Source organism: Proteus sp. fly-1067, from assembly GCF_040139345.1.
Taxonomy (GTDB): domain Bacteria; phylum Pseudomonadota; class Gammaproteobacteria; order Enterobacterales; family Enterobacteriaceae; genus Proteus; species Proteus vulgaris_B.
Window position 1 is genome coordinate 1 of sequence record NZ_JBEEUL010000212.1, and the last position, 557, is coordinate 557.

The 557-nt window shown below is 30.9% G+C and carries 1 pseudogene; it reads left to right on the plus strand.

From position 1 onward, the window contains the following. Positions 1 to 557, plus strand: a pseudogene (locus ABN217_RS20050) (hypothetical protein); the annotation flags it as partial.

A 557-nucleotide genomic window follows, 5' to 3' on the forward strand; every position in this document is an offset into this window, starting at 1 on the left:
CTTGAGCAGTTACCTAAGTTTACTCATTATCGCCATATTAATAATAACGATATTGTGCCCAGAGTTCCACCAGAAGCAAGTCTAGATAATTGGTTATTTAATATCTATGGCATTTTTGGCAATATCATAGGTGGTGTTGCATCAATTATTGATTTATTGGGACAAAAAGCGATTACTGAATATGGGGAATTTTATTTACATCATGGAAGCCCTGTTATTTTTTATGAAGCATATAACTTAATTGAATATTATGAAGAAAAGGTGCCTACCGCGAAACATACATGGAAATTTAGTTATTATAATGACAAAAATAACAGGACAAAACTTTATATTGTTCCTGAGATAGATAAATTGGCATTGAATGACTCAATGAATCTGCAACAAGAATTTATGAATAACTTAAATGAAAATGATAAAAATAATCTTTTTCCTAAACAAAAAAATCCAGAAAGTAATGGTGGAGCGAGTGTAACAGACCATTATATGGGAAGAGGTTATTTGCCTTTCTTACATGATCAACTTTTGGAGTTAGTTGATAATAATAAAACACCACAACG